We start from the raw sequence: 26,845 nt of genomic DNA, 5'->3' as shown, positions 1-26,845 counted from the left end.
ATGAAAGTATTATCCGCAGAGTTTGTGATCAGTGCGGTTGCCCCCAAACAGTATCCAACGGACGGTCTTCCCGAGGTAGCGCTCGTAGGCCGCTCCAATGTGGGCAAATCGTCTCTGATTAACAAGATGTTGAACCGCAAGTCACTAGCCAGAACCAGTTCCAGACCGGGCAAGACCCAGACGCTCAACTATTTTCGGATCAATGGGGAACTCTACTTTGTGGATTTCCCCGGATATGGCTACGCCAAGGTCTCCAAATCAATCAAGTCCCAATGGGGCAAGATGATTGAGACATACCTGACAGGCCGTGAAGAGTTGAAGCTTGTGATTCAATTGGTCGATATCCGTCATCCACCGAGTAAAGACGATATTGCGATGTATGACTGGTGCAAGCAGATTGGTCTGCCGACCGTTATTGTCGCTACTAAAGGGGATAAAATCGCTCGAGGCCGTTGGTTGCAGCACACCAAAGTAATCCGCCAGGACCTTCGGCTGCGGGGAGATGATACGATCATCATCTTTTCCGCCGAGACCGGACAGGGACGCGATGAGCTGTGGTCGGAAATCAACAGAAGGCTGTTTCGGGAGGAAGAAGCATGAGCAGCACCGAGTGCTTTCCGCTTCGCGGTGTTATCGAAGGATTTTATGGGAAGCCGTGGACACATCAAGAGCGGCTGGACATGATCGCATTTCTGGCCAATCATCGCTTTAACAGCTACTTCTACTCGCCAAAAGATGATCCGTATCTACGGGAGCGCTGGATGGATCCGCATCCGCCGGAGCAGTTGGAACAACTGCGGCAGTTGGTGGAACAAGCAAATCAATGTGGACTGATGTTTTTTTATTGTGTGAGTCCCGGACTGCAGTTGGAATATGCCAGTGACGCTCATTTCAACCTTCTGGTCGGGAAGTACCGTGTGATGTATGAGCGGGGGTGTCGTCATTTCGCGCTGCTGTTTGATGATATCCCACTCGCGTTAATGCACCCTAACGATAGCACACGATTCGACCATCTGGCAGAAGCACAGGTGCATCTCACCCAGCGCTTGTGGCATACCCTTCAACAGTGGATGGATGATCCCAACCTGATAATCTGCCCAACCCAATACCATGGGTTGGGCAGTGAACCTTACATCACCTATCTCAGCCGACATCTTCCGCAGGAGGTACCCGTCTTTTGGACAGGACGCTTTGTCTGCTCTCCTTTTTTGACAGAAGGGGATGCCCGCTATTTTGAACAGGAGTCCCTCCGACGTCCCTTATACTGGGACAACTATCCAGTCAACGACTTGGCGATGTCCGATGAACTGCATATCGGTCCGCTTCTGCACCGCGACCCCATGTTGTACCGCTACGCTGCAGGTTACGTCTCCAATGCGATGCAAATGGCAGAAAGCTCCAAAATCCCGTTGCTGACGATCGCCGATTACCTGGCAGATCCAAAACAGTACGATCCGGAACAGTCGTGGCGTTGCGCAATCGTGCAGGTGGTGGGTGAAGCGGATGCGGAGGCCTTCATGCAGTTTGCCGACAATGTGCGCAGTTCATTTTTAAACGATCGGGAATCGCCCGTACTGATGGAGACGCTGCAGCAGTTTCGCTACCGTTTTTTGTACGGTGATCGCGGCGAGGCAGTGAACCGATTAAAGCAGGTTTTCGCGGAGATGGAGCAAAATGCGATTCGTTTGCTTGACGGGATGCAGAACCGGAAGCTGGCTCGGGAAATGCGCCGTTGGCTGGAAAAATATTGGCATTGGGCCAAGGTGGGACTTGTCGCTACAGCGCTGATCGAGGAAGGGATGAAGGGAAGAACGGTGCATGCAGCCGTTCATCTGCTCCGGTTAAAGCGGTGGATGAGAAAAACGGAACGTTTGCCGGCCAAGGTTTGTGGAGACGTCATGAGGCTGTTCGTAGGTGCCGTGCTGCAGGAGGCGACGAAGCGAACCTAATCCTCTTTAGACATATCATTCCTGAATCATGGTCATCCTACACACAGGAGGGATGAGACCATGGATAACGATCTGCTGTTAATGAAGGAATTAACGGAAACGGCAGGTCCGCCCGGTTTTGAAGTGCGCATCCACAACCTGATGCGTGGGCAAATCGAGCGGCATACCGCACATGTGATCAGCGACAATCTGGGTAGTATTGTTGGCAGGATGGGAGAACAAGGGCCTAAGATCCTGCTCGCAGGGCACATGGACGAAGTAGCTTTTATGGTCAGCCATATTACAAAAGACGGCTTTTTGCGTATGCAGCCATTGGGCGGTTGGTGGGGGCACGTGGTTCTGGCACAGCGTGTGAAGGTCCTCTCGCGCAAGGGCGATCTGACAGGGGTGACCGGCTCCAAAGCACCACACGTCCTATCGATTCAAGAGCGAAAAAACGTGCTCGATATCGATACGATGTTTGTGGACATCGGCGCCTCAAGCCGGGAAGAAGCAGAAGCCTTTGGTGTAGAAGTGGGTGATCCGATCGTCCCGGTCTGCCCGTTTGAAGTGCTGCCCAATCCGCGTCTGCTGCTGGGTAAGGCATGGGATAACCGGGCGGGATGCTACGTAGCGTTAAAGGTAATGGAGAGATTGAGACAGGAGGATCATCCCAACACGGTATATGCTGGAGCGACGGTGCAGGAAGAAGTAGGTCTGCGCGGTGCCCAGACGTTAGCCAACACGATTGCACCAGATATTGCTTTTGCCCTCGATGTAGGCGTTGCGGGAGATACTCCCGGGATGAACCAGAAAGAAGGTCATTCCCGCTTGGGAGCTGGGCCACTGCTCGGTTTTTACGATACCAGCATGATTCCCCATCTCAATCTGCGTGACCTGGTGATTGAGACGGCAAGAAAACATCGCATCCCATATCAAATCGACCTGATGCCGGGTGGAGGAACCGATGCCGGAAAAATCCACACGGCAAACCGCGGCGTTCCCACCATGGTCGTAAGTGTCGCGGCCCGCTATATTCACAGCCACGTGTCGATCGTACACCGGGATGATCTTGAACATTCGATCCGTCTGCTGGTGGAATTGATCAAGATCCTTGACCACAGTATGGTGGAACGGATTAAAGGACTGGAGCGTCATGTTGGCACAGTAAAAGCTCAAGGCAGCATCATGGAGCGGGAACCTAGTTATGTATGAGAAGACTCTGTCGTGACACGCATGTTGCGCCGCAGTTCGTCTCACGGCAGGTTGACAAAGGAGGGAAGTGACTGTGATGCAGGATCGGGAGAATCGATTTCCACCGGCGATGCAGGATGTGGGAACGCCGGAGGAAATGAGTCCGACGGAAGGAATCACTGAGTCGTACAATGAGACTCCGCCTATCGTAGAAGTAAACCGGCCCCTGTCCGCAGGTGAGCCGACGGAGATCAGAGAGGCGCTTGCTCTCGGAGATATCCGTGAGGAACGGCTGGATAAATAATAGGAGCCCCTCATCCATTGAGGGGCCCAGCCTGTAGACAAAGTTCCGTAAGGAACAGGGTCTGCAGGCTTTTTTGTTGAATATAGAACATGTTACGTTTTCAATAGTTATTTTTGGAGGTGGCATTATGCTTAATAAGCAACAGGCCGAAGGCCGTTATCAGATATCTGCATTCTCGTTAGATGAGTTGGTGCCAAAAGATCATCTCGTACGAAAAATCGAAAATGCAATCGACTTTTCATTCATCTATGACTTAGTGGAAAGCCTCTACTGTCATGACAACGGCAGACCCAGTGTTGACCCTGTAGTCTTAGTCAAAATTGCTCTCATCCAATATCTTTTTGGTATTCGTTCCATGCGGCAAACGATTAAAGAGATCGAAACCAATGTTGCCTATCGGTGGTTCATTGGCTATGACTTCAGTCAGCCCATTCCCCATTTCACGACCCTAGGCAAGAACTATGTTCGCCGTTTTCGGAATACTCAACTCTTCGAGTCGATCTTCCTTCGAATATTGGAAGAGGCGGTACATCATGGATTCGTGAAGCCTGACGTGCTTTTCATCGATGCTACGCATGTAAAAGCCAGTGCGAATAAGCATAAATACGTGAAAGAAATCGTTGAAGAACAAGCCAAGAAATATCAAGAGCTACTGGACGAAGAAATCAATCAGGATCGTATTGCACATGGAAAGAAGCCCCTTGAAAAAAAGACAGAAACTTCGAAGAAGGAGGTGAAGGTCAGCACAACTGACCCGGATTGCGGATTGTTTGTAAAGGGGGAAAAGGAACGTGTATTTGCCTATAGTTTTCATACGGCATGTGATCGAAATGGATTTGTGCTTGGCGCAAAGGTAACGCCAGGCAATGTGCATGACAGTCAGGTTTTTGAGGATGTTTTGAATCAAGTGCGACAGACGTTCGAACAACCTCAGGCTGTGGCGGTGGACTCCGGATACAAGACGCCTTACATCAGTAAAACACTGATTGATGACCAGATTCGCCCCGTTATGCCCTACACAAGACCACGCACCAAAGAAGGTTTTTTTAAAAAGTACGAATATGTGTATGATGAATATTTCGACTGCTACATCTGCCCGAACGAGCAAATCTTAACATATGAGACAACAAACAAGGATGGGTACCGTATCTATCGATCAAATTCTCAAGTTTGCCGAAGTTGTCCGTTTTTGAAACAATGCACGGAAAGTAAAGACTACACAAAGAGAGTGAGTCGCCACATCTGGGCTGATTACCTCGAAGAGGTAGACCACCTCCGGCATACCGAGGAAAACAAACAGATCTATAGCCAACGGAAAGAAACGATTGAACGTGTATTCGCTGATATGAAGGAAAAGCATGGCATGCGTTGGACGACCTTACGAGGACTGGAGAAGGTCACGATGCAGGCGATGCTTGTTTTCGCTGCCATGAACTTAAAAAAAATGGCGACCTGGCTATGGAAATCAGGTCGCCAAAAGGTGAAGGATCAAAACACCTTCGGTATTTTCATCAAATTATTAAACAAACGCCCTCTGCTGTTCGTTCAGCGAGGGAGTTTGTCTGCAATCTGAGCCCCTCATCCATTGAGGGGCCAGGGGACTGACCCCATAGACTCGGCGACTGCCGGGTTTTTTTATTGTTTAGACTGTGAGCGGGCCAGTTTTGCCCGTTTCCATGAAGCCAGCCAAGTACTGATGGGCAGCTCCGCCAGAATCATGCCGCTGAAGATGAGCACACAGCCGAGCAATTGCTTCGCAGTCAGCACCTCATCAATCCACAGATAAGCTGTGAGTGCGGCAAAGACCGGCTCCAGCGCGAAGATCAGGGCTACACGGGTCGCTGACGTCTTCTTTTGCAGTGCTGTCTGAGCGAGGAAGGCGAACGCGGTGGCAAAAATCGAGGTAATCAACAGACCCCAGAAGACATCGGCGTGCAGGTATGTTTCCAGAACCAGTGCCTGCTGCCAGTTTTCAAAGAAAAGGGCGTAAAGCAAGCTAAGCACGGATACGACCCACAACTGGACAATCGCCAAGGGGAGTGCCTCATAATGAGGCGCATATTTGCCGGTAAAGACAATTTGCAGGGCAAAACAGACTGCGCAGCCAAACACCAACAGATCGCCCAGATTGAGACTTAGCGTGCCGGTAAAGGCAAGCAGGTAGAGGCCGCCAACAGCAAGCACGACTCCAACGACTGCCGGCCACTTGATCGCATCTCTAAGTATCAGATAGGAAAAGAGCGGAACCAAGACGACGGACAATCCGGTGATAAAGCCTGCCTTGGACGGTGATGTATACAAAAGCCCTACAGTTTGCAAGGCGTAACCGCCAAACAGCCAAAACCCGATAAATACGCCTGCTGCAACCAGCTTCCAGGAGAAGATGGAACGCAGGTTGCGTGATACGATCAGCAAGACAACCGTCAGAAAGAAGGCAGCAATCGCAAAGCGGACTGCGTTAAACATGTTGGGATCAAGAAAAGCAATTGCATTTTGGACAATGACGAATGTGGCGCCCCAGACAAAGGCAATAGCAAACAAAGTGAGATCCGCCGCGTAAGACTTGTTCATGTCGGTTCCTCTTTTCTGCGTATTCAGACGATTGCACGTTTTCTATCTATACATATTACCTGATTGCAAAAATAAGGTATACTGGAAATAAGAAGTGGCAATATTTTGATATATTCAACAGGGGAAAAAGGGGGAGTTTGATGAACCCAACCATGCTTCGCACGAGACGAGCCCGTCGTGCCGGTGCCAAGGTGCGCAAGGTAGCAGAACAGATAGCGGCGATCTTGGCTGGAAGTCTTGACCTGTCCGGACAGCGGGAAGAAATCAGGAAGTTGTTGGACGAAGAACTGAAAGAGCATGAATACTTTGTCATTGTCAATGAAGAAGGTCGCGGCGTCCTGCACACCAACCGACTGCGTGAGGGCATGCTGTTTGAGGATGAAGTGGGTCAGCGGTCGGCGAAAGCTGACGAACTGCTGCTGCAGCTGTATCCCCGCAACACAGGCGAGTGGCTGATTGATGCTGCCTATCCGATTATCCGTCAGGGAAACCACTCCTATGTGCTGCGGCTTGGTATGGTGTTGCATCGTCCCTTTCTCGGCCCGGTCATCTGGGGCGTTGTCCTGCTGCCTGTATTGACAGCGCTTACAGTCGGGGTGACAGCGGAGTTGAGCATAGAGATGCTGCTGTTGTTGGGCGGCAGTTCTCTCTGTATGGCACTGCTTGCGGGTGGCTGGCTGTATCGGTTTGTGCGAACGCGACTGATGGAGTGGCACCGAATGGCGCGTGATATCTCGGCGGGCAACTTGCAGTCGAGGATTGAGACGCGATCCCGTGACCAGTTTCATCAGATGGGATTTGAACTGAACAAGATTGTGTTGGGCATCAGAACGATCATTCAGGAGATAGCGGCCACGTCAACAACCACTCGTGAGGTAAGTCAGGTGCAGGCTGCACAAGCAGAAGAACTGTCGGAGACATTTGATGAGCTGAGCGGCATGATGGAACAGTTTCGTACGGGAGCGGACAAGCAGGCGGATGGGGTCCATCAGGCAATCAGACGTATGGAATTGATGTTGACCATGCTTGACGAGATGCAGGCAGCGATCGCAGAAGCAATCAATGTAAGCGAAGCAGCCGCTGATGCCACCCATCGCGGTACAGGAGCAGTGGGAGCGGCGGCACGACAGGTCACACAGGTGGAGCAGGCGATGGGACGCTCTACCGAACGCATCCGTTCACTGGCAGCTGGAGCCGACCAGATCGGCGAACAGGTATCGGCGATTACCCGTATTGCCCGGCAGACCAACACGTTGGCGCTCAATGCTTCTATCGAGGCAGCCCGTACAGGTGAACAGGGGAGAGGATTTGCCGTTGTAGCCAATGAAGTGAGAAAACTGGCGGAAGAGACAGCTGCGTTCGCAGAATCGATCCTGTCCGGTATTGAAGGGATTCGCACAGAAGCCTCGGAAGCGGCTGACGGAGCCGAGCAGAATCTGCAGGAACTGCATGCGGCAACCGGCCATGTCAACCAGGCGGGGGAGGCCATTCGCGCCCTGCAGGTGGTAATCAGTTCGCTTCAGGACCAGTCCGTCGACAATGGCGAACGAATTGGTCACATCCTGGAGCACTGCGGAGCCATTCAGCAGACGATGAGAGAAGTGGAGTTGATCGCCAGTCAGTTCACCGAAGCGGTGGGAACGGCAGCCAGCTCGGTTGAGGAGCAGAGCGGGCAGATACGCACGCTGGCGGACGATGCCAATACGTTGGCCGACAAGTCGCAATCGCTAGATGAGATTGTGGGCCGATTCCGTTATTGACCTTTCCACACCCTGTATAGAACTCTCAAAACTAGGTCGATGGACAGAACAAAGCAGCGTTGAAGAGAATCGATAAGAGTATGATTCTGTACTGAGACAGTAGGTCAGACAATCCCTGCAATTCCCAAGGATCAAAAGAGCCGACGGCAAAGTAAAACAGCAGACACAAGGGGAAAATCACAACCAATGTCAATCCGACCTGGAAGAGTCCAGAGAACAGCCAGCCAACTCGCTTGAATGACTGCGTGATATAATCCGTCATCAGCGAGATCGGCAAGGAGAAGATGAGGAAGCAGTTTACCACCACAAAGCTGTAGACAAACAGCAGCGGGAGGTAGAACGAGAACTGCATTCCCCAGGTCATGATCGAGATAATGGAGGCGATGACGACAGATACTATTTTTTTCGCCGCACCCAGGTTCTCTATGATCGATTCCTCCTCTGAAGTCAAACAAAAACATGTTTGCCAAGCATTTTATCAATCTTACTAATATATAGTAAATCAGAACAAGAGGCGACCTCCCAGATGGATAGACCTAGCTAGTGAACGATTTACGGGGATAGGAGGAAAGATCATGAACATTCGTTCCTATAAGCCTGAAGATTGGCAGCGGCTGTGCGAGATTCACGACTCATCTCGGCTTGATGAGTTGCGCTTGACGGTAGGAACAGAAGCTTTCTTGTCTTTGCAGCAAACTGCGGAGACGGAAGGCTTATTTGAAGGAAGACTCGATGTTGCAGAATTGAATGGGTTGGTGGTAGGCTTCGTCGCCTACGATGACGAAGAACTAACTTGGCTCTATGTTGATCCGCTTTATTACCGCAAAGGAGTCGGCAGGAACCTGCTGCGCCATGCGATCGCAAACGCAGGTCCCGTTTTTCATAGCAACGTCTTGGAAGGAAATCGACCCGCACTGCAACTGTACTTATCAGAGGGGTTTATCGTTGTCGAGCGTATGGAAGGCCGACTCGTCGGCAACGAAGCGTTTCCAGCGAGTGGCTACTTGCTGAAGCGAAGGAAGGAGTAACTTTGATCCTAAGGCTGTTCCACAGGTGGATTCATACCTTGTGGAGCAGTCTTTTTTTATGTGATCGTCACTTTTTTCGATCAGATACATCATCTCGCTAGAGCTTTTTGCTCCAGTCATTCAGCTCTAAAAAAACACTTGAGGGAATCGAAACACTGTGTTAAATTAAAAATAATCCTTTTTGATAATAATTATAAAATGATTTCAAATATAATTTTACTCTTATTATCAAAAAGACAAAGAACACGCAGAGGTGATCATCATGGAGAAAAAGAACATTCTGACCACAAACCAGGGGGCTCCTGTCGCGGATAACCAACACTCCAAAACCGCCGGACGCCGTGGCCCTACGCTGCTGGAAGATTACCATTTGCTTGAAAAGTTAGCCCACTTCGACCGTGAGCGCATTCCGGAACGCGTGGTTCACGCCCGGGGGGCCGGAGCATTCGGTGTGTTTAAACCCGTCCAGAGCATGAGCACATACACGCGAGCAGCTTTCTTGCAGGATCCGGCCATTGAAACCCCTGTATTCGTCCGCTTTTCAACCGTGATCCACGGAGGCCACTCTCCAGAGACCTTGCGGGACCCACGCGGTTTTGCCGTCAAGTTCTATACCGAAGAGGGGAACTACGATCTGGTGGGCAACAATCTACCTGTGTTTTTCATCCGCGATGCGATGAAGTTTCCGGACATGGTTCATTCACTGAAACCTGCGCCGCACACCAATGTCCAGACGCCGAACCACTATTGGGACTTCATGTCGCACTCGCCGGAGTCTACTCACATGCTGACCTGGGTCTTCTCCGATTACGGCATCCCGGCCAATTACCGGCAGATGGAAGGTTCCAGTGTCCATGCCTTCAAGTGGATCAACACCGCAGGTGAGGTAGTCTATGTCAAATATCACTGGAAACCGCAGCAGGGAGTGAAAAATCTGACAGCTGCTGAAGCGAGAGAGATCGGCGCGGATGACTTCAACCACGCTACCAGCGACCTGTATGAGGCGATTGAACGTGGAGATTTCCCGCGCTGGGATCTGTATGTGCAAATCCTTGAGCCGGAAAAGATAGACGATTTTCCGTTTGATCCGCTCGACCCGACAAAAGTATGGCCAGAAGATGTCCTGCCGCTGGTACATGTGGGAACCATGACCCTAAACCGCAATCCGCTCAACTACTTTGCGGAAGTAGAACAATCTGCGTTCTCCCCAAGCGCAGTCGTGCCGGGAATCGAACCGTCAGAGGACAAACTGCTGCAGGGGCGTCTGTTCTCCTATCCAGATACGCAGCGCCACCGGTTAGGCCCCAACTACCTGCAGATTCCGGTCAACTGCCCGTTTGCGCCGGTGCGAAATCATCAGCGAGACGGCTTGATGACGGTGAAGGCAGATCCATCTCCGTACAATTACGAACCGAACAGCCGTGACGATTCTCCAGCAGAAGCGCCTGCCTATGCGGAAAGCAGCGCGAAGCTAACGGGGCATACTACGCGTCAGACGATTGAGAAGACGGATGACTTTACGCAGGCTGGTGAGCTGTACCGACGCTTTACGCCTGAGGAACGGAATCGACTGATCGAGAATCTGGTCCATGACCTAAAGGATGTAGACCCACAGATCCAGCTTCGCCAGATCTGCAACTTTTACCGCGCGGATGCCGAATACGGTACACGGGTAGCAGAAGGGCTGGGGGTTGATCTCGCTGGATTCTTTGCGGGCCATCCCTCTTCCTGACATGGATGTGTCTGAGCCACCGTTGACGCTTGCTTTGTTCATCCACTGTCTTGTCTTTCGACAAAATCCTGGGCTGGCGTTGATCGTCAGCCCTGTTAATAAACTTTTCACATTTTAAACGACTCCCGCTGGGACATAATGTTATAATAATAGTGCATTTCATAGAGTCAAAAGCACGTGGCAACTGGGAGGAAGACTATGGAAATCTTGACACTTGGCCTTAACTACAAAACGGCTCCTGTCGAAATCCGCGAAAAGTTTACGTTTAGCGACGACAGTACTCCACGGGCTCTTCATCTTCTCTCCCAGACGAAGAGCGTGGTGGAATGCGTCATTCTCGGAACTTGCAACCGTACGGAGATCTACATCGTTTGCGACCAACTGCACACAGGCCGTTTCTATACACGCAACTTCCTCGCTGAGTGGTTCGGCGTTGATCGCGATTCGTTTCAGGAGCATATCTATATGAAGGAAAACGATGAGGCGATTGAACATCTGTTCCGCGTCACCTGCGGGCTTGATTCGATGGTGATGGGGGAGACCCAGATTCTCGGTCAGGTACGTGATGCCTTCTTCCTGGCGCAGAAGCACCAGACGACGGGTACAGTCTTTAATACGCTGTTCCAGCAGGCGATTACGCTGGCCAAGCGGGCCCACACGGAAACCGGCATCGGACAAAACGCCGTCTCCGTCAGCTACGCGGCGATTGAATTGGGCAAGAAAATTTTTGGCACGTTTGAAGATAAGTCGGTGCTGATCCTGGGTGCCGGCAAAATGAGTGAACTGACGGCAAAACACCTGCATGCCAACGGTGTGTCTCAGGTTCGGGTGGCGAACCGGACGCTGGAGCGGGCGCAGCTGCTGGCCCGTAAGTTTCAAGGAGACGCCTGTACGATGGACCACCTGGCGGAAGCCCTGTTGGAAGCTGACATCGTGATCAGTTCCACGGGAGCCTCTGGCTACGTGGTCACCTATGAACAACTGAGGCCGATCATGAAGCAGCGCAAACATCGTCCGCTGTTTATGGTCGACATCGCCGTGCCCCGCGATCTCGATCCGCGCCTGCATGATCTGGATAACGTCTATCTCTATGATATCGACGATCTGGAGGGGATTGTGGAGAGCAACCTAGAGGAGCGCTCCCGGGAAGCAGAGCGCATCACCGGGATGATCAGCGAAGAAGTGGTGGCCTTCCAAAACTGGCTCAATACGCTGGGGGTCGTTCCGTTAATCTCTGCTTTGCGTGAAAAAGCGTTTGTGATCCATGGCGACGCGATGCGCAAGATTGAAAACAAGCTGCCTGATTTGACGGAGCGGGAACGGCACATTATCCGCAAACATACACGAGGGATTATCAATCAACTGCTGCACGACCCTGTCGTTCGTCTCAAAGAACTGGCTGTGCAAAAACGCGGCGACGAGGTGCTGGAGATGTTCTCGACCATCTTCGCGTTGGAAGAGATTATCGAACGCCGCCGCCAAGAGGCCGACTGGGAGGAAGAGAAGAAGCACGCGGCAGGGGTCAAAGAGAAAGTGATGGCCGCTCATTCCAGAGAGTAGACACATACGAGTTTAGCGATGGAAAGAGAGGGGACGACAGATGGCAGATGCGAGATGGATCTACGATTTGACGATCTTTCTCTATGCGGCGAGTGTCCTCTTTTACTTTAACGATTTTTTGCTGCGCAACCGGAAAGCCAATCTGATCGCTTTTGGCCTGCTGGCTGTCGTTTGGTTGCTGCAAACCGCTTTTTTCGTCTCACAGATGGCCGCGAAAGAGTACTTTCCGGTGCTGACGTTGTTTGAGACGCTCTTTTTTTATTCATGGGTATTGGCAACGGTCTCATTGGTGATCAACTACTTTTTCCGGATTGACCTACTGGTTTTCTTTGTCAACGTAATCGGCTTTGTCGTGCTCGTCTTGTCGATGTTCTTTCCCGAGACCACGCCACTGGCTCAGATGAAGGTGATCGTTTCCGAACTGCTGTTCATCCATATCACGATTGCGATTCTGAGCTACGCCGCCTTCTCTCTGTCGCTGATCTTGTCCGTGATGTTCCTGCTGCAGCACAACATGCTGAAGCAGAAAAAGTGGTCTCCGCTGCTGCGTCGCCTGCCCAGCCTTGGTAAAATGGAACTGTTTTCACACAGGATGAACATGGTTGGCGTGCCGATGCTGTTTCTGGCGATGATTTTGGGTGCCATCTGGGCCTATCTGGTACACGGCAACAGCTTCTGGTTGGACCCAAAAGTATGGATGTCGCTGCTGGTGCTGTTGGCGTACTCGATTCTGCTGTACAAACGGAGCGCAGAGAAATGGCAGGGGCGAAAGTTGGCGGTATGGAATCTGGCTGCCTTTTCCATCCTGTTATTAAACGTGCTGTCTACTGACTTCTCAAAATTTCACCAATGGTTGTAATCAAGAGGGGATGACCTGATGAGAAAGCAGTACCCGCTGATGTTGGATCTTACAAAACGCACCTGTTTGGTGGTCGGTGCAGGGGAAGTGGCTGTACGCAAAATCGAGTCGCTTCTTGCGGCAGGCGCAGCCGTAACCGTAATCTCACCCGAAGCTGACCCGCAGGTGGTAGAGTGGGCCGCTCAGGGACAGCTCCAATGGCACCAGACTACCTACAACGGCCAGGATGTGCGCAGTTACGCACTGGTCATCGCGGCTACAGATCGTCCGGACGTGAACCTTGCCGTCCACCGGGCCGTCACAGACTGTGGCGGCTGGATCAATGTCGTCGATCGGCCTGATTTGTGCACTTTCACCGTTCCGTCTGTCGTCCGGCGGGGAAAGCTGGCTATAGCAGTCTCCACCTCTGGTGCCAGTCCCAGTCTCGCCCGAAAGATCAAACAACGGTTGGAGGGTGAGTTTGGGACCGAGTATACCGGGTATGTCGACTTCCTCGCCGAGATGAGACAGCGCGTGCTCGCGCAAGTAGATGACCCCGGAGTGCGAAAACAAATCTTTCGCCGATTGCTTGGCGACGTGTATCTGCATGCTTCTGACGAACACCGATATCGGATGGCAGAGGCTTTACTTGCAGAAGCTCAGACCGATGACGGAGGACAGGGAGGCAACGATGATGAAACAGTGGAAAGTTGGAAGCCGCAGAAGCAAGCTGGCGCTTACGCAGACAAACTGGGTCATTGAACACTTGAAACAGTTTGACCCTACCGTCGATTTTGTCGTAGAAGAAATTGTGACCAAAGGGGACGTGATCCTGGACGTTACGCTGTCTAAAGTAGGAGGCAAGGGGTTGTTCGTCAAAGAGATTGAACAATCTTTGCTTGATAAACAGACAGATCTGGCAGTCCACAGTATGAAGGATGTACCTTCCGAGCTGCAGAGCGGGCTCGTGATCGGTGCTGTGCCGAAACGGGTTGATCCGCGGGACGTGTTGATATCGCGAGAAGGCACTACACTGGATGAACTGCCGCATGCTGCGCTGGTGGGGACGAGCAGCCTGCGTAGAGCCTCACAACTGCTCGCCTATCGTCCTGATTTGCGGATCGAATCGATTCGCGGCAACATCGATACGAGGATGCGCAAGTTGAACGAAGGCAATTTTGATGCCATCGTGCTGGCAGCAGCCGGACTGGAGCGGGTCGAGTGGGAAGGGGCAGTCAGTCAATACTTGCCTATCGACATCAGTCTGCCGGCTGTCGGACAGGGGGCGTTGGCGATCGAGTGTCGCGCCGATGACGATGAACTGCTGGCGCTGCTGGCCCGTCTCGACGATCAAGAGACGAGGCTTGCGGTTAGTGCGGAGCGGGCCTTTTTGCAGCGGCTGCAAGGGGGCTGTCAGGTTCCGCTCGGGGCGTACGCTACGCTTGCCGGAACAGGAGATGACGGCACACCATCGATCCGCTTGACCGGATTCGTCGGATCACCTGATGGACGTCGTCTGTTTAAACATTCTCAGACAGGTAGTGATCCGGCTGCATTAGGCCGTGCCGTAGCAGAGCATCTGCTCTCCGATGGTGCGGGTGAGGTGCTGGCGGAGGTATTGGAGGAGAATCAGGGATGAACAGAGGAAAGGTGTATTTAGTCGGTGCTGGTCCGGGCGACCCCAAGCTGCTTACGATTCGCGGATTGGAGACGATCCAGGAGGCGGATTGTATCGTATACGACCGTCTGGTCAGCCCGCGCCTGTTGGCCAACGCCAGAGTAGATGCCGAGATGATCTACTGCGGCAAGCTACCGGATCGGCATACGCTTACCCAGGAAGAGATCAATCAGGTATTGGTGGAGAAAGCGCTTGACGGTAAAATCGTCACCCGTTTGAAGGGAGGCGACCCTTCCATCTTTGGCCGGGTGGGCGAAGAAGCAGAGGAACTGGCTAAACACGACATCCCGTTTGAGATTGTACCGGGCATCACATCCGGCATCGCTGCTCCGGCATACGCCGGAATCCCGGTGACCCATCGTGATTTTAACTCATCGCTGGCCATTGTCACTGGTCATGAACGTCCAGACAAAACGGACTCAAGCATTAATTGGGAAAAGCTGGCCACTGCGGTTGGGACGATCATCTTTTACATGGGAGTGGGCAATCTGCCGTTTATCCGGGAACAGCTGATCAAATACGGACGCGCACCGGAAACGCCGGTGGCATTGATCCGTTGGGGAACCACGGTGGAACAGCAGACGGTTGTCGGGACGCTGGCCGACATCGTAGAGAAACGGGAACAGGCTGGATTGACCAATCCCGCGATCATCATCGTGGGGGAAGTGGTTTCCCTTCGCGACAGGCTGCAGTGGTTTGAGAAAAAGCCGTTGTTCGGCAAGCGGGTACTGGTCACAAGGGCGCGCAGTCAGGCCAGCGAGTTGTCGGAGCAGATCATGGAGCTGGGCGGGGAGGCATACGAGTTTCCACTGATCAAGATGGTCCCGCCAAAAGAGCTGGAGCGACTGGATGAAGCACTGTGGAAACTGGACCAGTTTGACTGGGTTATCTTTACCAGTGTCAACGGTGTCAACCATTTCTTCAAACGGCTGCGTGAACTGCGCATCGACATTCGCACAATGACAGGGCGCCTGGCGGCAGTCGGACCAAAAACGGCAGAAGCGTTGGAAGCGAAGGGGCTGACCGTCAGCGTGCTGCCGGGAGAGTTCCGTGCGGAAGGGCTGCTGGAACGGTTGAAGGACGAGTTGAAGCCAGGTCAGTCCGTGCTGCTGCCGCGTGCGGATGTTGCTCGTGAAGTTTTGCCTAAAGAACTGCGAGAGCGTGGACTGAACGTAACGGAAGCAGATACGTACCAGACGGTGATCGATGCTGAAAACAGTGCTGAGACAGCTGCACTGCTGAAAGAAAAAGCGATCCACATCGTCACCTTTACCAGTTCCTCGACTGTGAAAAACTTCGTCCAGGCACTGGAGGGATACGATCTGCAGGAACTGCTTGCCGGGGTACAGGTTGCCTGTATCGGCCCGATAACCGCTCAGACGGCACGTGACCTGGGACTGCCCGTACACATCGTCGCGACCGACTCTCACATTCAAGGGCTGGTGGATGCCATCATCCAAAGTCAGGGGAGGGAGAAACAAGATGCAGCCGTTTGAACGACATCGTCGCCTGCGCAAGACGACGGCCATGCGCAATCTCGTTCGTGAGCACCACGTACGGATAGAGGATTTGATTTATCCATTGTTTATTGTGGAAGGAGAAGGAATCAAGGAAGAAGTGCCCTCGATGCCAGGAGTCTACCATTTCTCACTGGATCGGTTGGATGAAGAACTGCAGGAGGTTGTCAGCCTAGGGATTCAGGCTTTGCTCGTCTTTGGCGTCCCGGCGGACAAAGACGATTGCGGTTCACAGGCCTATGCCGAGGATGGCGTCGTCCAGAAGGCGATCCGCCGGATCAAAGAAAAGCATCCTGAACTGTTGGTCATCGCTGATACCTGCCTTTGCCAATATACCGATCACGGGCATTGCGGTGTCATCGGGGAGGGCTACGTGCAAAACGATCCATCGCTTGCCCTGCTTGCCCAAACCGCCGTATCCCAAGCTAAAGCGGGGGCCGATGTGATTGCTCCATCCAACATGATGGACGGTTTTGTCGCCGCGATCCGCCAGGCTCTGGACGAAGCCGGGTATGCTGACGTGCCGATCATGTCATACGCCGTTAAGTATGCCTCTTCCTACTACGGCCCATTCCGCGATGCGGCTCATTCTGCTCCCCAGTTCGGCGACCGCCGGACCTACCAGATGGATCCGGCCAATGCCCGTGAAGGGCTTCGAGAAGCGGCAGCTGACGTTGCCCAGGGAGCAGATTTCCTGATGGTAAAGCCTGCTTTGGCTTATATGGACATGGTGCAGCGTCTGAGAGAACGGTTTGACCTGCCGCTGGTCGTCTACAATGTGAGTGCCGAATATTCCATGGTGAAAGCAGCAGCGGCCAACGGCTGGATTGACGAGCAGCAGATCGTATGGGAGACGATGGTTGGCTTTAAACGGGCTGGTGCTGATCTGATTATCACGTACCATGCCAAAGACGTGGCCAGATGGCTGCAAGGAGGGAAGTAAATCATGTCAGTAGATTTGTTGGATACGTTGGACAAAGAGATTCTGGATCTGATTCAGAAAGAGATTCCCATGGTCGATCAGCCATTTCAAGTGATTGCCGAGAAACTGGGAACGGACGAAGAGACGGTACTGACCCGACTGCGCAATATGAAGGGAGATCAGATCCGGCAGATTTCGGCCATTTTCGATACCAAAGCACTTGGTTACAAATCCAGTCTGGTAGCGGCGAGAATTGCTCCGGACAAACTGGACGAAATGGCGGTAAAGGTATTTAATCAGCACCCCGGCATCACGCACAATTACAAGCGCAACCACGATTTCAATCTCTGGTTTACGATTGCTGTACCACCCAACAGTCGGCTTGGATTGGAAAAAACCGTTGACATTCTTGGTGAACTGGCTGCTGTAGAGTCGATTCGCATCCTGCCAACGCTGAAGCTGTTTAAGATCGGTGTGCAGTTGGATGTGAAAAAAGAGTCGAAAGCAGATGACAAAGCAGCTCCCGTCTACACCGAAGAGATGCGCAATGCTGCGATGGAAAAACAAGTAACGGACCAGGATATCGCTGTGATCCTGGAACTGCAGAAAGATCTGCCGCTCGTCTCCCGTCCATTTGACGAATGGGCGGCTAATCTCAAGATGACCACGGATGAGCTGTTCGCGCACGCCGGCCGGTTGGTGGCAGACAACAAAATGCGTCGTTTTTCTGCGGTGTTGAACCATCGCAAGGCAGGCTTCCGCGCCAACGGCATGGGCGTTTGGAACGTACCGGTGGAGAAGACGGATGAGATCGGATACAAAATGGGATCGTTCCGTGCTGTCAGCCACTGCTACTTGCGTCCCACCTATCCCGATTGGAAATACAACATCTTTACCATGGTTCATGGACGGGATATGGAAGAGTGCGAGTCGATTCTGCAGGCCATCGAGGACGAGACCGGCATCACGGACCGGATCACCCTGTACTCCACCAAAGAATACAAGAAAACCCGTGTCTCCTACTTTACGCCGGAGATTTACGAGTGGGAAGCGGAAGTCATCGAGCGTCTCAGCCTGGAGAAATCAGAGTAAACAAGGATTCCGAGAAAAAGAGCGCTTGTTGCTTCTATCCGCAAACAGGCGCTTTTCCCCTATACCTACCCAAAGTTGAGGTGAGGCAAAGATGACTCGATCGATTCAACGGTCGACAGAGATGTTTGCAGAGGCGAAGCAGTACATCCCCGGTGGTGTAAACAGCCCGGTTCGCGCCTTCAAGAGTGTTGGCGGCAATCCGCTGTTTATCGAAAAGGGGGAAGGCTGCCGGGTGACCGATGCAGATGGACATACATACATGGATTACATTGGATCATGGGGCCCGCTGATACTGGGTCACGCGCATCCAAAAGTCCTTTCTGCGATTCAGGAAGCGGCTGTGTTGGGGACCAGTTTTGGCGCCCCTACCCAGCGGGAGACAGAGATGGCCAAACTGGTTTGCGAGATTGTGCCCTCAGTAGAAGTGGTGCGGATGGTCAACTCCGGTACGGAGGCGACGATGAGTGCACTGCGTCTGGCCCGTGGTTATACCAAGCGCAATAAAATCATGAAGTTTGCGGGCTGTTATCACGGTCACGCGGACAGCCTCCTGATCAAGGCAGGTTCCGGCGTGGCCACGCTTGGCCTGCCAGACAGTCCGGGTGTGCCAGAGACAACTGCGGTCAACACCATCACTGTCCCCTATAACGATCTGGAGAGTGTGAAGCTGGCTTTTGAACAGTTTGGCGAAGATCTCGCCGCCGTGATCGTCGAACCTGTAGCCGGCAACATGGGCGTTGTCCCCCCGCAAACGGGCTTTCTGGAGGGATTGCGGGAGATTACCCGGGAGTACGGCAGCCTGTTGATTTTTGATGAGGTGATGACTGGTTTTCGGGTCGCACTTGGCGGGGCACAGCAGTTGTATGGTGTCACCCCGGATTTGACGACGATGGGGAAAGTAATCGGCGGCGGTCTGCCGGTCGGAGCGTACGGTGGCCGGCGGGAGATCATGGAGCAAATCGCACCGGCGGGACCGATTTACCAAGCTGGCACTTTGTCAGGAAATCCGCTGGCCATGGCCGCCGGTATCGCCACCTTGCGGGAATTAGCTAAACCGGGCGTGTATGAACAACTGGATGCCCGTTCCGCCCGCTTGGCGGAAGGCCTGGCCGCAAACGCGCGCAAGTTGGGAATTCCGCACACCGTGAACCGTGTCGGTTCGATGGTTTGCCTGTTTTTTACTGATACCCCTGTGATGGACTACGAGACGGCCAAAACGGCCGATTTGCAGCGGTTTTCCGCCTATTTTCACAACCTGCTGGACGAGGGCGTCATGATTCCCCCTTCGCAGTTTGAAGGGATGTTCGTCTCGCTCATGCACAGCGACGAGGATATCGAACATACGATTGAAGCAAGCTATCGAGCGATGGAGCGCCTATAGTTTCGACCTGCCCAAACGCGAGACGATGTGTCTTGCGTTTTTCGGGTTTCACTCGTTATTTAGGATTTACATAGAGGTACGTTTATGTTTTAAATAGACTTGTCATGTTATTCTTATTTTTTGAAAGGAGAGATCGTTGTGAAGCACTTTCGTCGTACTAGTGTCGGCGTACTGACGACGGCGATGGCGGTCGCGATGCTGGCTAGCCCGGCTGCTGCTGCACCACTGCAGTCCGTCAACCACGTTGACTGGCTGGTGAACGAAGCATTGGTGACCGGTGATGCCAAAGGGGGACTATCCCTGGAACGAAACGTGTCCCTGGGCGAAGTGGCAACGGTGTTTGCCCGTCTAAAAGGGGCGTCGGTCACACCTGCTGTGAGCGGATATTGGGCGGCTCCCTATCTGGCTTGGGCCGGGGAACAGGGAGCCGTGACGGCTGATGAAGCGAGCGCGCCGAACCAGCCAGCCAGTGCCGCCAAGATCAAGGAGATGGCCAAAGTGTTCGGCTACGAGATCCAATTGGCCGACAGTGATACGGTGAGCCGCCAAGACTTTTTCCAGGCACTGGGGGATGCTGCATCGCTCCATATCACGATCGGCCACGTAAATGACGTGCATGGACACATACAGGAAGATAGTTTCAACAAAGAGTATGGCTACGCGAAAATGGCCACTCTGATCAAGGAATGGCGGGGCGAAAACGACAACTTCCTGCTGCTTGATGCCGGGGACACATTCCAGGGAACGATTTATGTAAACCAGTTCCAGGGAGAAACGGTCGTACCGATTTTGAACAAGTTGGGTTTTGATGTGATGGCTGCGGGCAATCACGAGTTTGACTTCGGTCATCAGCAACTGATCAAACTGCGTGATCAACTGGAACACCCGATTTTGTCCGCCAATATCTCTAAAGCGGATGGGACAGGCTTGCTCGCTCCTTCCGTGATCAAAGAGATAGACGGTGAAACATTTGCGATCTTCAGCCTTACTGCCGAAGATACACCGATCCTCACCCATCCGGACAACGTCGAAGGTCTGACCTTTAAAGATCCGGTCGAAGTGGCCAAGGCAACTGTACCGGAATTGAGAAAGCAGGCCGATCATGTCATCCTGCTCTCCCATGTGGGTTATGAAGTAGACAAGCGGATTGCTGAGAACGTAGACGGTATCGACCTGATCATCGGCGGACATTCGCACACTGCATTAAAAACGCCGGAAAAGGTGAATGATACCTATATTCTGCAGGATTGGGAATACGGCAAATCGATTGGACGGGCAGACCTTTTCTACTATAATGACGAACTGGTAGCATTCAGTGGCGGCTTGGTTGAGTACGACGAAACAGTGACTGCCGATCCCGAAGTCGATCAACTGGTTCAGGAAGTGGTACAAAAGGTTGATGAATCGATGAATGTTGTGATCGCCAAGTCGGAAGTAGCTCTGGATGGCGACCGCAATTTCGTCCGCAAGCGCGAAACAAACGTAGGGAACTTGATCACGGATATCATGCTGGAGCGTACCCAGTCGATCCCGGGATACGAGGCTGACGTGGCGCTTACCAACGGCGGCGGAATCCGTACGCAGTTGGACGCAGGAGATATCACGAAAAAAGATCTCTACAGCCTCCTGCCATTCCCGAATACATTGGCCGTTGTGGAAGTAACCGGCGAAGAACTGAAACAGGCACTCGAGAATGGTGTAAGCCAAGTGGAAGAAGGAGCCGGACGCTTCCCGCAAATCAGCGGCATGTCCTTCTCGTACGATCCCAAAAAGCCAGCAGGCGAGCGGGTCGTCGAGGTAAAAGTAGGCGACGAACCGCTTGATCTGAACAAAACGTACAAAGTAGCGACAAACGACTTCATCGCCGCAGGTGGAGACGGCTACGAGTCACTGAAGAAAGAGGACTTTTTCAACACCGGACTGACACTCTACAGCGTGATGGAAGAAGCATTGATCCAGAAAAAAGTGGTCAATCCACAGGTAGAAGGACGGATCGTGGAAGTTCAATAAGACAACATACGCACTGCAGCACAAAGCTGTCGGGATTATCCCGGCAGCTTTTTTGCGTGGCCTGACAAAACGGAAGGATTAGTTTGGGGAGGTCCCCCCTCCTTCTACAAAGGAGCGAATCTGTTTTTCTCTTTGCACTCCCCACTATGCTCGTCCCAAGCAAAGGGCCGTCAGGGTAGAACTGCCACCTCAATTGTCAGCCACCATCTACCATCGGAGGTGCAGTTCACCTGACGGTTTTTCTCACATGACCTCGCCAAAGCGAAAGGATAGTTGGTCTAAACCGGGCCTGCTGTCCATATAGTATAGGGAAATGTTTTGTACTCGAAAGGAGGAGCACACGTGACACGTCATGATGAGTTGCTGTCGTTTCAAATCAGGGAAACGGTCTTCCTCTCTTCGGATAAAGCAGGTATCGGAGAGTTGAAAGAACTGGAGCTGCTCCCGGATGTAGAGATAATAGAGAACACACAGGAGATTTCGATTACGGGCTGCCTGCAACTGTACGGCAAATACGAACCGGCAAGGAGCGCCCAGACGGACGAGTCAGGCGGATCGGAGACCTTGCTATCGGCGATGCAGTTTACCCCGTTTCGACTGGAGGAAGAGCAGCAGACTAGTTACTACGCCAGGGGCGAACAGGATCTGGCCCATCGAATTCCGCTCAACGTCACGATCCCGCTGTCGCGAATAAAGGAGATCGGCGAGATATACGCGATCGTGGATAGTCTCGACTATGAGATGAAGACGCCCTATCAACTGCAGATCCAAGCGGAATTGAAGATATCAGGCATAGAATTAAAAGAAGAGGAAGCGAAGGATGCCAAGCCAAACGAGGTCTGGGAGTATGTCCACGTGGCCAGTCAAGATGGGCAGCAGGAGGCAGAGCCGGTCTCGATCGACGACATTGAACGGAAGCTGGCCCAATTGGAGCAGGAAGTGGAGGAGCAGCGGCAGAGGGAGCGAACCGATCCGCCTGCACCCTATCTGGCAACCAATAGTATCCAGAAAGACCACGAGAGAGATGCTGACCTTGTTCCGCCTACGTACTCTAAACCAGCTATGCCAGCTGCGCCGTCGGAACAGCAGGATGAGAGCGTCACATCGGCAGGGGAACAGCGGAGTGAAAGCCGGAAGAACTTGATTGATTTCAACGCCTTCCACCGTGCTTCTACCGAGGCAGGAAAGCAGTCTGGTGAAGGACTGGCAGTCACGCCGGCAGCCGGAAGATCGTCGGAATCTGAAGGAATGGCAGAATCTGCAGCAGAGCCGGCAGCAAGAAAACAGCAGCAAGGAAGAGACGATTCGGAAGGCGAAGGCACACCATCTACAGAGGCAATCGCTCAACCGGCGTCCGGGGACTCTCAACAGCATGATTTGCCGACAGGGGGAGAAACAGCGGACGGATCGATTGAACAGGTGTCCACAGAGGCGGAGTATCCGGCGGAAGTGTCGGAATTGGCGGAACAGACGGATGAGACGGAGCAACTGACGCCGGAAGCAGTGGAGCCAGAGCCGACTGCACCACCGAACAGTGAACGGGAATTCAAAGTGGCGATCAGCGGAAAACCCTCGAAAGAGATAGAAGAATCGATAAATATAACGTCTATTTTTTCAAATGCCAGACGTGCTGTCGCTGAACAGCCAGCTGCCCAACAGGAGGGAGAGCCAGCATCCGAAACCACAGTGCAGGATGATGAAGGGACGTCAGAAGAGATGGAAGCAGTGGGGAATCTCACCTCGTTTGTGCGCGGTGAAGAAGAAACGTTCAGCAAGCTGAAAATGTGTATCATCCAGCGCGATGAGACGATTCAGGAGATTGCGGAACGATATTCACTCACCGTGTCACACATTCTCGAGGTAAACAACTTGTCATCCGAACGTTTGGTGGAGGGGCAAGTCCTTTACATTCCCCAGTGAGGGAAGGAGAGAGAAGCTGGTGGCACGTGAACGGATTCAGCTCAGCTACATTTGTCAGCGCTACAAGATCCGGGTGATCGATGTAAAGGCCAGAGGTGATCATTATCTGCTGGAGACCAACCGGGGGCCGAAAGAACTGCATATTTGGCCGCGGCTGGATGTGCTCCGCTGGTCGTTCGCCTGGCGTGAACAGTTGGCCAGGCAGGGATTTCGCGAAGTAGAGCGGTTTATCCGCACACGGGACGCCAAGCCGTACGTGGTCGTGCGGAAGACCGGATTTACCTTAAACGATCATTTGCGGGATGTTGAGACCTTTAGCCCTACGTCTGAACAGGCGAACCAGTGCGGCCAAATAGCGGCACGAATGCACCAGGCGCAGGCTATGAGCGAATACCCGCAAGTCGTTGACTTGCTAAGACGGGAACAGAGCCATGCGGAGTCAGAAGTGAAGCGGGCACGTGAGTTGTATCAGCAGTTGAAGCAAAGTCCCAAGGGGCTTGGCCAATCGTTCCGGTGGGTTGTACAGCAGTTCCCGGCTTTGCTGGAGCGGATGGATCGAAGTGTAGAGCTCCTCCACTCCCCTTTGTTGAACGAGGAACTGTTAGCGGCCTCTCATCTCAGTCTGGGACCGGAAAACTGGGCTTGGCTGGATGGCAAACTGTTCTTGCATGGTTTTTATCGCTCCACATTGTCCGTACAGCCGCGTGACATGTCTCTGTACCTGCAGTATTTATACCAACAAGACGAGACGTTTGAGCGGGTCGATGCTTTTCTTGACGGCTACGAGCAGATCAAACCACTCCGATATGAGGAATATCTCTTGATGCTTGCGTTTCTGGCTTTTCCCGCACCTACATGGAAACAAGTTGAACAATTCGTAACGGATGGCCAGGAGTCAGATGAGGAGGCGGTCGGCAACATCAGACAGACCCTCCAAAAGCAGCAGGACTTAGATCACCTGCTGTTGCATCTTGCCCGGCGTTCGGAACGGTTGGGAAGAGGGATCGCCAATGAGCCGATTTGAGGATATTTACCCGTTGTTCGGAGAGTATGACATGTTTGCTCAGACAGTTGATGTGGTAAAGGAACCAAATGTCTACAAAGCGATCACACCTTATGGTTCGTTTGTCTGCAAACGAACCACTGCACCGCAGGGAAGGCTCCACTTTATGGGGGGGGTACTCCGTCACCTGCAGCAGCGAGGTTGGGACGGGGCGATTCCTTTTGTCTACACCAAGTACGATGAACCGTTTGTAAAACGCGGGGAGCACACCTACTACCTGACTCCATGGCAGCTTTCTGTCCCCTTTGATCGTATGCAGTTGTCCACTTGGGGAGAGGCTACGCTTGTCCGTCTGGCCGAACTTCACCATCTGACGCAAAACTATCGATTCGATGATCCGAGGCAGGTGGAACCGCTCGTCAACTCGCTGCTGACCCGTTGGCAGGATTGGACGGACAAGACCAAACGCTGGGCAAAGGAAGCGGAAAGCAGTCAATACCCCTCACCATTTGATATCGTTTTGCTGGCCAATCAGGCATTTTTACTTGATTTGGCCGAAAATGCGGTTCGTCTGCTGCGGGAATGGAGGGAGCGGCATCGCACTCATGCCCATTTTCGTCTATCGATTATTCACGGCCATCCTCAACCCGCCCACACCCTGGTAGATCGTTCCGGGCAAGTCCGGCTCATCAACTTCGACCGATCGGCATTCGATACACCGGCCCGAGATGTGACGATGTTTTACCGTACCTACTTTCAGATGGGAGGCACGGAAGCGTCAGCCAGCGAACTGTTTAACAAATACACAACTGTTTTCCCCCTGCGACCGGAGGAGGTATCGCTGGTCTCCATTTTTTTACTTTACCCCGAGCGAGTGATGCGTGATATCGAGATGTATTACGAGCGAAAGCAGGACTGGAACGAACTTTTTGCAGTTAGGCGGATGGAAAAGGACATCGATCGGCTGATGCATCTGTCCAGATGGGTGCAGCAGGCGTTCTAAGCAGTGGGATAACCGCACCTTTCACGGAGGAGCGGTTTTTTTTTGTTTTGGATCACGGTTTCGTTAGAGCCACTCCAACAAGATAGCTGCGTAGAGAAGCGCCAACAAGCCGAGAAGGATCACGTCAAACGTAGTAGGGAGAAGCACGGTGCGGATGAACTGGAAAATGATCAGCGGAAGCAGGATCTGTTTGCAGCCGTACTTGGCGCGTATATAGAAAGGATGGTGTTTCCATCGCCGGTACATGGTCATCACCTCTATTCAGCATATGCGGCTAAGGGGAATGCGGTGTCGCTGCAGTGGGCAGCTATCTCTCGGCTGACGATGATCGAGTGGATCTGTTGGAGTGGATGACAGCATCCAGGAAAATAGGTGAAGCGGACAGCCGGTACGCCATTTTGTGGTATGATGAACATGTGATCATAAGTCCGTCCTTATCCATTCTATGCAGGGCGGCGGATAGAAAGAGAGAGGAGAGCGTTTCATCTATGACCCATCACAACACACAAATCCACATGCAGCAAGCACAGCATCAAAAGTTGACCCCGCTGAAGATCTTGAAACGCATGTTTTTTATCATACTGGGGGCTATCGGGGTTGCCGTTTCTCTGGAGGAGTTTCTCGTCCCTAACAACATTATTGACGGGGGTATCGTGGGGATCTCCATCATATTGTCTCACTTGACAGGTTGGGCGCTGGGTTTGTTTTTGTTTGTGCTCAATATTCCGTTTCTGATCATTGGCTACAAACAGATCGGCAAGACATTTGCGCTATCTACGTTATTGGGCGTCACCGTACTCTCACTGAGCACCATGTATCTGCATCCGTTTCCTCCCCTTACCGAAGATCCGCTGCTCGCAGCTGTCTTCGGGGGAATTATCCTCGGTATCGGTGTCGGTCTGGTCATCCGCTATGGCGGATCACTTGACGGAACGGAAATTGTTGCCATCCTGATCAACAAAAAGACGCCATTTTCCGTTGGCGAGACGGTCATGTTCTTCAACATTTTTATCTTGAGCAGCGCCGGGTTTGTCTTTGACTGGGATCGTGCGATGTACTCGCTGATCGCCTATTACATCGCCTTTAAAATGATTGATATTACAATTGACGGGTTTGTCGAGTCGAAATCCGTTTGGATCATTAGCGACAAGCATCAGGAGATCGGGGATACTCTGCTTGCCCGTTTAGGACGCGGCGTTACCTATTTACGTGGCGAAGGAGGATTTACCGGAGATGACAAGAAAGTAATCTTTTGTGTGGTGACCCGACTGGAGGAAGCCAAACTAAAGTCTATTGTGGAAGAAGTGGACCCAACCGCTTTTCTGGCAATCGGCACCATCCATGATGTGAAGGGCGGCCGTTTCAAAAAGCGGGACATTCATTAAGTTTTAATCGCTTGTTAAG

At 52.5% G+C, this 26,845-nt stretch carries 24 protein-coding genes; 21 read left to right on the top strand and 3 right to left on the bottom strand.

Going from position 1 to position 26,845, the window contains the following annotated elements; genetic code table 11:
- The 5 genes from yihA (at position 1) to LOK74_RS13465 (ending at position 4,999) form a co-directional block, all read left to right on the top strand.
- Positions 1-600, top strand: a complete 600-nt coding sequence (gene yihA / locus LOK74_RS13485; protein WP_230042555.1) for a ribosome biogenesis GTP-binding protein YihA/YsxC — start codon at positions 1-3, stop codon at positions 598-600.
- The gene (locus tag LOK74_RS13480; RefSeq protein WP_230042554.1) at positions 597-1,949 is read left to right on the top strand and encodes a protein O-GlcNAcase; all 1,353 of its coding nucleotides are present in this window, start codon (positions 597-599) and stop codon (positions 1,947-1,949) included. The genes yihA and LOK74_RS13480 overlap by 4 nt, the downstream gene beginning before the upstream one ends.
- A gap of 60 nt (positions 1,950-2,009) precedes the next feature.
- Complete coding sequence (locus LOK74_RS13475; RefSeq protein WP_230042553.1) at positions 2,010-3,143, top strand: M42 family metallopeptidase; 1,134 nt, start codon at positions 2,010-2,012, stop codon at positions 3,141-3,143.
- 73 nt (positions 3,144-3,216) lie between these two features.
- Positions 3,217-3,426 carry a hypothetical protein gene (locus LOK74_RS13470; protein WP_230042552.1) on the top strand — a complete coding sequence of 70 codons (210 nt, stop codon included), beginning with the start codon at positions 3,217-3,219 and terminating at the stop codon, positions 3,424-3,426.
- A 127-nt stretch (positions 3,427-3,553) separates the two neighbouring features.
- On the top strand, positions 3,554-4,999 hold the full coding sequence (locus LOK74_RS13465) for an IS1182 family transposase (protein WP_230046894.1): 1,446 nt from the start codon (positions 3,554-3,556) through the stop codon (positions 4,997-4,999).
- Positions 5,000-5,061: 62 nt separating this feature from the next.
- Here LOK74_RS13465 and LOK74_RS13460 read toward each other — a convergent pair whose 3' ends face one another.
- Positions 5,062-5,997 (bottom strand): DMT family transporter, encoded by a 936-nt coding sequence (locus LOK74_RS13460; RefSeq protein WP_230042551.1) that lies wholly within the window; start codon positions 5,995-5,997, stop codon positions 5,062-5,064.
- 140 nt (positions 5,998-6,137) lie between these two features.
- Between LOK74_RS13460 and LOK74_RS13455 the strand changes: the two genes are divergently transcribed.
- Positions 6,138-7,757, top strand: coding sequence for a methyl-accepting chemotaxis protein (locus tag LOK74_RS13455; RefSeq protein ID WP_230042550.1), 1,620 nt, complete (start codon positions 6,138-6,140; stop codon positions 7,755-7,757).
- A gap of 31 nt (positions 7,758-7,788) precedes the next feature.
- Here the strand turns inward: LOK74_RS13455 and LOK74_RS13450 are convergent, their stop codons facing one another.
- Positions 7,789-8,208, bottom strand: coding sequence for a hypothetical protein (locus LOK74_RS13450; protein WP_230042549.1), 420 nt, complete (start codon positions 8,206-8,208; stop codon positions 7,789-7,791).
- Between the two features lie 124 nt (positions 8,209-8,332).
- Between LOK74_RS13450 and LOK74_RS13445 the strand changes: the two genes are divergently transcribed.
- From LOK74_RS13445 to LOK74_RS13380, 14 genes are all read left to right on the top strand, one after another.
- Positions 8,333-8,785, top strand: coding sequence for a GNAT family N-acetyltransferase (locus tag LOK74_RS13445; RefSeq protein WP_230042548.1), 453 nt, complete (start codon positions 8,333-8,335; stop codon positions 8,783-8,785).
- Positions 8,786-9,047: 262 nt separating this feature from the next.
- A complete protein-coding gene (locus LOK74_RS13440; protein ID WP_230042547.1) occupies positions 9,048-10,517 on the top strand; it encodes a catalase in 1,470 nt (489 codons plus the stop codon).
- Positions 10,518-10,715: 198 nt separating this feature from the next.
- Positions 10,716-12,077, top strand: a complete 1,362-nt coding sequence (gene hemA, locus LOK74_RS13435; RefSeq protein ID WP_230042546.1) for a glutamyl-tRNA reductase — start codon at positions 10,716-10,718, stop codon at positions 12,075-12,077.
- Positions 12,078-12,117: 40 nt separating this feature from the next.
- Positions 12,118-12,936, top strand: a complete 819-nt coding sequence (locus tag LOK74_RS13430) for a cytochrome C assembly family protein (RefSeq protein WP_230042545.1) — start codon at positions 12,118-12,120, stop codon at positions 12,934-12,936.
- Positions 12,937-12,954: 18 nt separating this feature from the next.
- Positions 12,955-13,677: a precorrin-2 dehydrogenase/sirohydrochlorin ferrochelatase family protein gene (locus LOK74_RS13425; RefSeq protein ID WP_230042544.1), complete on the top strand. Its 723-nt coding sequence runs from the start codon at positions 12,955-12,957 to the stop codon at positions 13,675-13,677.
- Positions 13,610-14,554 carry a hydroxymethylbilane synthase gene (gene hemC, locus LOK74_RS13420; RefSeq protein ID WP_230042543.1) on the top strand — a complete coding sequence of 315 codons (945 nt, stop codon included), beginning with the start codon at positions 13,610-13,612 and terminating at the stop codon, positions 14,552-14,554. The genes LOK74_RS13425 and hemC overlap by 68 nt, the downstream gene beginning before the upstream one ends.
- Complete coding sequence (cobA, locus tag LOK74_RS13415; RefSeq protein ID WP_230042542.1) at positions 14,551-16,089, top strand: uroporphyrinogen-III C-methyltransferase; 1,539 nt, start codon at positions 14,551-14,553, stop codon at positions 16,087-16,089. The genes hemC and cobA overlap by 4 nt, the downstream gene beginning before the upstream one ends.
- Complete coding sequence (gene hemB, locus LOK74_RS13410) at positions 16,076-17,053, top strand: porphobilinogen synthase (RefSeq protein ID WP_230042541.1); 978 nt, start codon at positions 16,076-16,078, stop codon at positions 17,051-17,053. The genes cobA and hemB overlap by 14 nt, the downstream gene beginning before the upstream one ends.
- Before the next feature lie 3 nt (positions 17,054-17,056).
- The gene (ahbA, locus tag LOK74_RS13405; RefSeq protein ID WP_230042540.1) at positions 17,057-18,124 is read left to right on the top strand and encodes a siroheme decarboxylase subunit alpha; all 1,068 of its coding nucleotides are present in this window, start codon (positions 17,057-17,059) and stop codon (positions 18,122-18,124) included.
- 91 nt (positions 18,125-18,215) lie between these two features.
- On the top strand, positions 18,216-19,505 hold the full coding sequence (gene hemL, locus LOK74_RS13400; protein WP_230042539.1) for a glutamate-1-semialdehyde 2,1-aminomutase: 1,290 nt from the start codon (positions 18,216-18,218) through the stop codon (positions 19,503-19,505).
- A gap of 138 nt (positions 19,506-19,643) precedes the next feature.
- Positions 19,644-21,515 (top strand): bifunctional metallophosphatase/5'-nucleotidase, encoded by a 1,872-nt coding sequence (locus tag LOK74_RS13395; protein ID WP_420908666.1) that lies wholly within the window; start codon positions 19,644-19,646, stop codon positions 21,513-21,515.
- A 342-nt stretch (positions 21,516-21,857) separates the two neighbouring features.
- Entirely contained in the window at positions 21,858-23,435 is a 1,578-nt protein-coding gene (locus tag LOK74_RS13390; RefSeq protein WP_230042538.1) for a LysM peptidoglycan-binding domain-containing protein, read from the top strand.
- Positions 23,436-23,454: 19 nt separating this feature from the next.
- Positions 23,455-24,459, top strand: coding sequence for a phosphotransferase (locus tag LOK74_RS13385; RefSeq protein ID WP_230042537.1), 1,005 nt, complete (start codon positions 23,455-23,457; stop codon positions 24,457-24,459).
- The gene (locus tag LOK74_RS13380; protein WP_230042536.1) at positions 24,446-25,441 is read left to right on the top strand and encodes an aminoglycoside phosphotransferase family protein; all 996 of its coding nucleotides are present in this window, start codon (positions 24,446-24,448) and stop codon (positions 25,439-25,441) included. The genes LOK74_RS13385 and LOK74_RS13380 overlap by 14 nt, the downstream gene beginning before the upstream one ends.
- Positions 25,442-25,504: 63 nt before the next feature.
- Here LOK74_RS13380 and LOK74_RS13375 read toward each other — a convergent pair whose 3' ends face one another.
- On the bottom strand, positions 25,505-25,687 hold the full coding sequence (locus LOK74_RS13375; protein WP_230042535.1) for a hypothetical protein: 183 nt from the start codon (positions 25,685-25,687) through the stop codon (positions 25,505-25,507).
- Positions 25,688-25,929: 242 nt separating this feature from the next.
- On the opposite strand from LOK74_RS13375, the gene LOK74_RS13370 reads away from it, so the two are divergent.
- Complete coding sequence (locus tag LOK74_RS13370) at positions 25,930-26,826, top strand: YitT family protein (protein WP_230042534.1); 897 nt, start codon at positions 25,930-25,932, stop codon at positions 26,824-26,826.
- Positions 26,827-26,845: the final 19 nt, after the last annotated feature.

This window comes from Brevibacillus humidisoli (assembly GCF_020923435.1).
GTDB lineage: Bacteria > Bacillota > Bacilli > Brevibacillales > Brevibacillaceae > Brevibacillus_E > Brevibacillus_E humidisoli.
The sequence above is the reverse complement of the archived record's forward strand: the minus strand, read 5'-3'. Positions and strand labels throughout refer to the sequence as shown.